This is a genomic window from Arthrobacter sp. GCM10027362 (assembly GCF_042679445.1).
GTDB lineage: Bacteria > Actinomycetota > Actinomycetes > Actinomycetales > Micrococcaceae > Crystallibacter.
The window spans coordinates 1-6,918 of sequence record NZ_JBHTML010000199.1 but is presented as its reverse complement, the minus strand read 5'-3'; the positions used below and the strand labels follow the sequence as shown (position 1 = coordinate 6,918).

Below are 6,918 nucleotides of genomic sequence, written 5' to 3'. Positions count from 1 at the left end.
GCTGCCGGTACACCCGCTCGACGAGCCCGCCGGGGGTGGCCAGTTCGCCGCCGCGCTCGGTGACCAGGCCCGGCTCGTCCAGCTGGACCCACTCGGCGCCGGCCGCGGACAGGTTGGCGAGGATGCCGGCATAGGCGGCCACGGCGTCGTCGATCAGGGACAGCGGATCGAAGCCCGCCGGAGCCCCGGCCTCGGCCTTGGCCAGCAGCAGGTAGGTCACCGGGCCCACCAGGACCGGGCGCAGCACCGCGCCGCGCCCGCGCTGCCGGCCAATGATGCCGGCCAGCCGGTGGGCGACGGCGGCAAACGGGGTTCCGGGGCCGATCTCGGGGACCAGGTAGTGGTAGTTGGTGTCGAACCATTTCGTCAGCTCCAGCGGCGGCCGCTGTCCGTCGCCGCGGGCCAGGGTGAAGTACCCGGCGGTGTCCACGGAGCCGTCTTCGGCGGCGAGGTCGGCGAACCGGGCCGGCAGCGCGCCGAGCGCCGCGGTGGCATCCAGCACCTGGTCGTAGAGGGCAAAGTCCGCCGGGATGGAGGAATCGGCGGCGTCCAGCCCGAGCGCGGCCAGGCGCTCCACGGTGCGGTCCTGCAGTTCCTCGGCGGCCCGGTCCAGGCCGGCCTCGTCCAGGGCGCCGGCCCAGTAGGCCTCCAGGGCCTTCTTCAGTTCGCGCTGCGGGCCGATGCGCGGGTAGCCCAGGATGGTGGCGGCGGGGAAGGTGTGCGTGGTGCTCATGGTGTTCTCCTGATGGAAGTGGGGGTTGCGGTTCCGGCCCGGGTCAGGCCGGGACGGAAGAGGACAGGGTGCGCGCGGCCGGCAGGCCGACCGCCTCGATGACCTCGATCGAGGCGCGCGGGTCGTTGAAGGTATACAGGTGCAGTCCGGGGGCCCCGGCGTCGAAGGCGGCCCGGGCCAGCCCGGCCGCAGCCTTGACCCCGATCCGCTGCCGTTCGGCGTCGTCCGAGGCCGTCTCCAGCCGGTGCAGCAGCGCCGCGTCCGGGCGGACGCCGGTCATCACGGCCAGCCGTTCCAGCCGGCGGACGCTGGACATCGGGATCACCCCCGGGATGATCGGCATGGTCACCCCGGCGGCGCGGGCCGCCGCGACCAGGCGCACGTAGTGCTCCGGGTCGAAGTACACCTGGGTGATGGCAAAATCGGCGCCGGAACGCTCCTTGGACACCAGCACCTCGACGTCGTGCTGGAACGAGGGTGACTCCGGATGCCGGTTCGGGTACGCGGCCACGCCCACCGCCAGCCGGCCGCCGGCCAGCGTGGCGCCGTGGCCGGCCTCGACCTGGCGGATCAGTTCCACCAGGTAGCGGGCAAAGGGCAGCTCGCCGCGGAACGCTTCCGGATCCCGGGGCAGGTCCCCGCGCATGGCCAGCACGCCCCGGACCCCCAGCCCCACAATCTGGCGCACCAGCAGGTCCAGGCTTGCCCGGGTCTCCCCCACGCAGGTCAGGTGGGCCAGCGGGCGCAGCCGGGTATTGCGCACCAGGTGCTCGATCAGCCGGATCGAGGCCCGGCGCCGGGCCGGCGTCCCGCTGTAGGTCACGGACACATAGTCCGGGTTGGTGGCCTCGAGTTCGGCAATGGCGCGCAGCACCGGCGCCTCGGCCTCCGGGCCGGCCGGCGGATACAGCTCATAGGACAACGACGGTGGTGCCGCCGCCCGTGGTGTCAAGGTCATTTCCACTCCTCGGTTCGTCCGAGGGAGTGCACCAGCGGGTGGCCCGGGAACCAACGGGATTCCCGGGCCGCGGCACAAGGCTCGGGGTGGGTCCGCTGGTGCGTCTCCATCGGTTCTGGCAGTAGCACCGTTCCGGCCTGTCCCTCCGGCGGAGGGGCAGGCGGATGGTTGCTGCGGCGTCAACAAGCCAGATCTCTCGGCCGCTCTTGATGGTTGGTGGGACCACCCTAAGGCCACGGCGGCAGCGGGCGGCAAATACCGGCGGAACCTGGCCGCAACATGACGATTTCTGCCGACTGCGTCGTCATGAAGCGGGCCGGACAGGTCATATGACGCCCCGCTTCCCCAAAACACATATTCGGGCCGTTCCCGGACGCATTCATTCACATTTCCGCGCCCTGGCGCACGGTGTCCCAGACTGTATAGCCAGGTCATGAGCGTCAGCAGAGGACCAAAGGACCGGATGCCCCGGCTTGCTGACCGGCAACCCTCCTCCGCGGCGGGGTGCCCCGGGTGAAGACCAGGCCGCCGGCGGACCCGCCGGCGGCAAGCGCGGGCGCCACCGCCGTTCCGAGGAATGCCTCCGGACAATGCCGTGGGCCCTGATTCGTAAGGAGCCGTACCGATGAGCAATTCGTGGTCGTTTGAAACCCGCCAGATCCACGCAGGACAGCCCGCCGACGCCGCCACCGGGGCCCGGGCACTGCCCATCTACCAGACCAGCTCGTTCGTCTTCCCCAGCGCCGAAAGCGCGGCGAACCGCTTTGCCCTCGCCGAACTGGCCCCCATCTATACGCGCATCGGCAACCCCACCCAGGAAGCGGTGGAAACCCGCATCGCCAGCCTGGAGGGGGGCCTCGCTGCCCTGCTGCTGTCCTCGGGACAGGCCGCGGAAACCTTCGCGGTCCTGAACATCGCCGAGGCCGGCGACCATATTGTGGCCAGCCCGAGCCTGTACGGCGGCACGTTCAACCTTTTCGCCCACACGCTCGGAAAATTCGGCATCGAGGTCACGTTCGTCGCGGATCCGGACAACCTGGACGACTGGCGCCGCGCGGTCCGGCCCAACACCAAGCTGTTCTTCGGCGAAGTGGTGGCCAACCCCCGGCAGGATGTGCTGGACCTGGAGGGCGTCAGCGCCGTGGCCCACGAAGCGGGAGTGCCGCTGATCGTGGACAACACCCTGGCCACCCCATACCTGATCCGCCCGCTGGAATGGGGCGCCGACGTCGTCGTGCATTCGGCCACCAAGTACCTGGGCGGCCACGGCAACGCCATCGCCGGCGTGATTGTCGACGGCGGCACCTTCGACTATACGAAGGACCCCGCCAGGTTCCCCGGGTTCAACACCCCCGACCCCACCTACAACGGGCTCGTTTACGGCCGCGACCTGGGCGAGGGCGGGGCGCTGGGCGCCAACCTGTCCTACATCCTCAAGGCCCGGGTCCAGCTGCTGCGCGACCTCGGTGCGGCGGCGGCACCGTTCAACGCCTTCCTGGTCGCCCAGGGCCTGGAGACCCTCAGCCTGCGGATGGAGCGGCATGTCGCCAACGCCCGGGCCGTCGCCGAGTGGCTCGAGTGCCACGACGACGTCGAATCGGTGGCCTACGCCGGCCTGCCCTCCAGCCCCTGGTTCGGGCGCGGGCAGAAGTACGGCCCCCGCGGCACCGGTGCCGTGGTCGCCTTCCGCCTCAGGGGCGGGGCCGAGGCAGGCAAGCGGTTCGTGGACGGGCTGGAGCTCCACTCCCATGTGGCGAACATCGGGGACGTCCGTTCCCTGGTCATCCACCCCGCTTCCACGACGCACAGCCAGCTTTCACCGCAGCAGCAGGAAGCAGCCGGCGTCACCCCGGGCCTGGTGCGGCTGTCGGTGGGCCTCGAGCACATCGACGACATCCTCGCCGACCTCGACGCCGGATTCCGCGCCGCCAAGGCAGCATCATGACGGCCGTGGCCGGCACCTCGGTCGAGGCCCTGCTGGGCGACCTGGCCGCCATCGTCGGGGAAGCGAACGTGCTGACCGACCCCGGCCTGACGGAAGGCTACCGCCGGGACATGCAGCCCCTGGCCGGGGCCGGGACACCCCTGGCGGTGGTCCGGCCCTCTTCCACCGCCGAAGTCGCAGCCGTCGTGAAGGCCTGCGCCGGGGCGGGGGTTCCCATCGTTCCCCGCGGCGCGGGCTCGGGCCTGACCGGGGCTGCCAACGCCGTTGACGGCGCCGTCACCATCTCCTTCACCCGCATGAACGCCAAGCCGGTAATCGACCGGGATGCACGCCTGGCCATCGTCCAGCCCGGCGTCGTCACCCTGGACCTGAAGAAGGCGGCTGAGGAACAGGGCCTGTTTTATGCGCCCGACCCCACCTCCAACGACTGGTGCACCATCGGCGGCAACCTGGCCAACGGGTCGGGCGGTCCCTGCGGCTCCAAATACGGAGTGACCGCAGACAGCGTCCTGGGCCTGGAAGTGGTGCTGGCCGGCGGCGAGATCCTGAGGACCGGCCGCACGACCCTCAAGGATGTGTCCGGCTACGACCTTAACCGGCTCTTCGTCGGCTCCGAGGGGACGCTGGGCCTGATCACCGAGGCGACCCTGTCCCTGCAGAAGAAGCCCCCGGCGCCACGCACCGCCGTCGCCGCCTTCCCCACCCCCGAGGCGGCCGGCCGGAGCGTGACCGGGTTCCTGGCCACCGGCCACCGGCTGAGTCTGCTCGAAATCATGGACGGCCCCTGCATCGGGGCGGTTGAAAGGTATCTGGGCAGCCCCATCCTCGGCGATGACGCTCCTGCTCCGGGCGCCGTGCTCTATGCCCAGAGCGACGCCGGGCACTCCCGGGAACTGGAAGCCTTCGAGGAACTCTGCCTGGGGAACGGGGCGGTTTTTACCTATGCCACCGATGATCCCTCCGAGGGGGAACTGTTCATGCAGTACTGGCACAGCCTTGAGCCGGCGCTGGAAGCCATGGGCACCTGGATCCTGCATGAAGTGACCGTTCTCCCCCGGCACATCTCCAGGCTGATCGGCAAGGCGGCCGAGATCGCCGAGGATACCGGTCTGTTCATCGGCGTCCACGGACATGCTGCCGACGGCACCCTCCACCCCATGATCGTGTTCAACCCGGGAAACGAGGACGAGCGCGGCCGTGCCCGGGCTGCCTACGACCTGGTTCTGCAGGCGGCAATTGGGCTGGGCGGCCCGGTTTCCGGAGAGCACGGAATCGGGCGGATGAAGGCCCGGCACCTGGGTGAGGAGATCGGGGAAACCGGGCTGGCTGTCCACCGGGCCATCAAAAAGGCACTCGACCCGCAAGGGATTCTGAATCCCGGATCCATGTTCCAGCCCGCCGGCTAGGCCCGGCTAGGCCCGGCCCGGCCGGGCCTGGCCGGCGCCGACGTCGACCGGCAGGTGCAGCGGGCCGCGCAGGATCGGGCTGGGCCGGTACGGCGGCGGGTCCTCGGCCAGCCGCGGGTCGGGCACCCGGCGGGCGAACCCGGTCAGGGCCACCTGCGTCTCCAGCCGGGCCAGCGGGGCACCGAAGCACAAATGGATGCCGCTGCCGAAGCCCAGGTGCCGGTTGTGCCGCCGGTCCGGGATGAACCGGTCCGGCTCGGCCACGTGGCCCGGATCGCGGTTGGCGGCGGCGAGCACCAGCGTGACCGGGGAGCCGGCGGGGATCCTGGTTCCGGCGATATCGATATCGTCCAGGGCCGTCCGGATGGGCACAAAGTGCACGGGCGGTTCGTAGCGCAGCAGTTCCTCGGTCATCGGGATGACCAGGTCCGGGTCCCGGCGCAGCCGCTCGAGGGCGTCGGGATGGCGCAGCAGGGTCAGCACGCCGTTTGCGATGAGGTTGACGGTGGTTTCGTGCCCGGCAATGAGCAGCAGCAGGCCGGTGCTCGCCAACTGCCCGGTGGACAGCCTCCCCTCGGGTCCGTCGTCGGCGGCCATTGCCGAGAGCAGGTCATCGCCCGGCGCCTGCCGGTGCCGCTCCACCAGGTCCGAGATGAAGTTGAACAGCTCCCTGCCTGCCTCTTCCCGCTTCTGCTGCTGCACCTGCGGATCCACGCCGGGATTGATGGCCTCCAGCGCCATGTCCACCCATTTGCGGAACCGCGGCCGGTCCTCGGGCGGAACGCCGAGCAGCTCGCAGATCACCGAGACCGGGAACGGGTACGCCAACTCGTCCACGACGTCGATCCGGGCCTTGCCCGCCATGTCGTCGATCAGCCCGCCGACGATCTCGGCCATCCGGGGTTCCAGGCCCGCGACCCGCCACGGCGCGTGCGGCGGCCCGAAGTGCCGCATCGCCAGGCGCCGCTGCCGGTCGTGCTCGGGCGGGTCCATCATCAGGAAACTCGGTGGCATGCCCTCGGACCGCTGCTGCTCCACGGCAGCGGAAAACTGCGGATTGTGGCTCGGATCCGAGCTCAGCCGCGGATCGTGCAGCAGCGCGAGAATCTCCGGATAGGTGCTGACCAGGTAGGATCCGTCCGCCTGGCGGCTCACCGGGGTGCGGCGGAGCTCGGCGTAGAGCGGGTAGGGATCGGCCCGGTGGGAATAGTCCAGGATCTGCTCCCAGACGGTGGGCTCGGCCATGGCGGCGGCTCCTTGATCGGTGGGACGGCGGCGGCACGGAACCCCGCCGGGACCGGCTTCGGCTGCGCCGGTCCGTCGATCTGGCGGAAGGACGGCGGAAACGCCGCCCCCTGCTCGATCAGCGGCTCGTAGAAGTCCAGCCACTTGTTCTGGTTGAAGGCCACGGCCGCCACAATCCGGCCCCGGCAGCCGTAGACCGCCAGGAAGCGGCGCTGCTCCACCGAGCCCTGGGCCACCACCACCTCGTCGGCCAGCGACGGCACGCCGACGCTCTTGATTTGGTGCCCGAACTGCACCGACCAGAACTTCGGCACCGCCAGGTGCGGCTGCAGCCCGGCCGGCCCGCCGGCCATGTTGTGCGCCGCGACCCCGGCCTGGGACACGGCGTCGCCCCAGTGCTCCAGCACCAGGAACCGGTTGCCGAACAGCGGCTGCGGGGCACAGGAAACATCCCCGGCGACGAAAATGTCCTCGACCACCTGCCCGTCCGCGTCCAGGGCGCGGCAGCCGGTGTCGCAGGCCACGCCCCAGGGACCGGCGGCCAGCGGGGAGCCCGCCAGCCATTCGACATTGGGGACCCCGCCGAGCGCGACGACGGCGACCTCCGCCTCCAGCGCGGTGCCGTCGGCCA

At 70.7% G+C, this 6,918-nt stretch carries 5 protein-coding genes, 1 pseudogene and 2 riboswitches; of the genes and pseudogenes, 2 read left to right on the top strand and 4 right to left on the bottom strand.

The annotated features are described in order from the left end of the window. Nucleotides 1-733, bottom strand: a pseudogene (locus tag ACFQ36_RS19360) (5-methyltetrahydropteroyltriglutamate--homocysteine S-methyltransferase); the annotation flags it as partial. A 43-nt stretch (nt 734-776) separates the two neighbouring features. Beyond that, nucleotides 777-1,691 (bottom strand): methylenetetrahydrofolate reductase, encoded by a 915-nt coding sequence (locus ACFQ36_RS19355; RefSeq protein ID WP_377016598.1) that lies wholly within the window; start codon nt 1,689-1,691, stop codon nt 777-779. Nucleotides 1,692-1,794: 103 nt separating this feature from the next. Next, nucleotides 1,795-1,907: riboswitch (SAM riboswitch) on the bottom strand. Between the two features lie 213 nt (nt 1,908-2,120). Continuing rightward, nucleotides 2,121-2,250: riboswitch (SAM riboswitch) on the top strand. 66 nt (nt 2,251-2,316) lie between these two features. On the opposite strand from ACFQ36_RS19355, the gene ACFQ36_RS19350 reads away from it, so the two are divergent. Together ACFQ36_RS19350 and ACFQ36_RS19345 are read left to right on the top strand one after the other, a co-directional pair. Further along, nucleotides 2,317-3,636: a bifunctional o-acetylhomoserine/o-acetylserine sulfhydrylase gene (locus tag ACFQ36_RS19350; protein ID WP_377016596.1), complete on the top strand. Its 1,320-nt coding sequence runs from the start codon at nt 2,317-2,319 to the stop codon at nt 3,634-3,636. Next, nucleotides 3,633-5,042: an FAD-binding oxidoreductase gene (locus ACFQ36_RS19345; RefSeq protein WP_377016594.1), complete on the top strand. Its 1,410-nt coding sequence runs from the start codon at nt 3,633-3,635 to the stop codon at nt 5,040-5,042. The genes ACFQ36_RS19350 and ACFQ36_RS19345 overlap by 4 nt, the downstream gene beginning before the upstream one ends. A gap of 6 nt (nt 5,043-5,048) precedes the next feature. On the opposite strand, the gene ACFQ36_RS19340 is transcribed toward ACFQ36_RS19345, so the two are convergent. After that, the gene (locus ACFQ36_RS19340; protein ID WP_377016592.1) at nt 5,049-6,287 is read right to left on the bottom strand and encodes a cytochrome P450; all 1,239 of its coding nucleotides are present in this window, start codon (nt 6,285-6,287) and stop codon (nt 5,049-5,051) included. Beyond that, nucleotides 6,194-6,918, bottom strand: a 725-nt coding sequence (locus tag ACFQ36_RS19335; RefSeq protein WP_377016590.1) for an oxidoreductase C-terminal domain-containing protein, incomplete at its 5' end; no start/stop codon positions are given. The genes ACFQ36_RS19340 and ACFQ36_RS19335, both read right to left, overlap by 94 nt.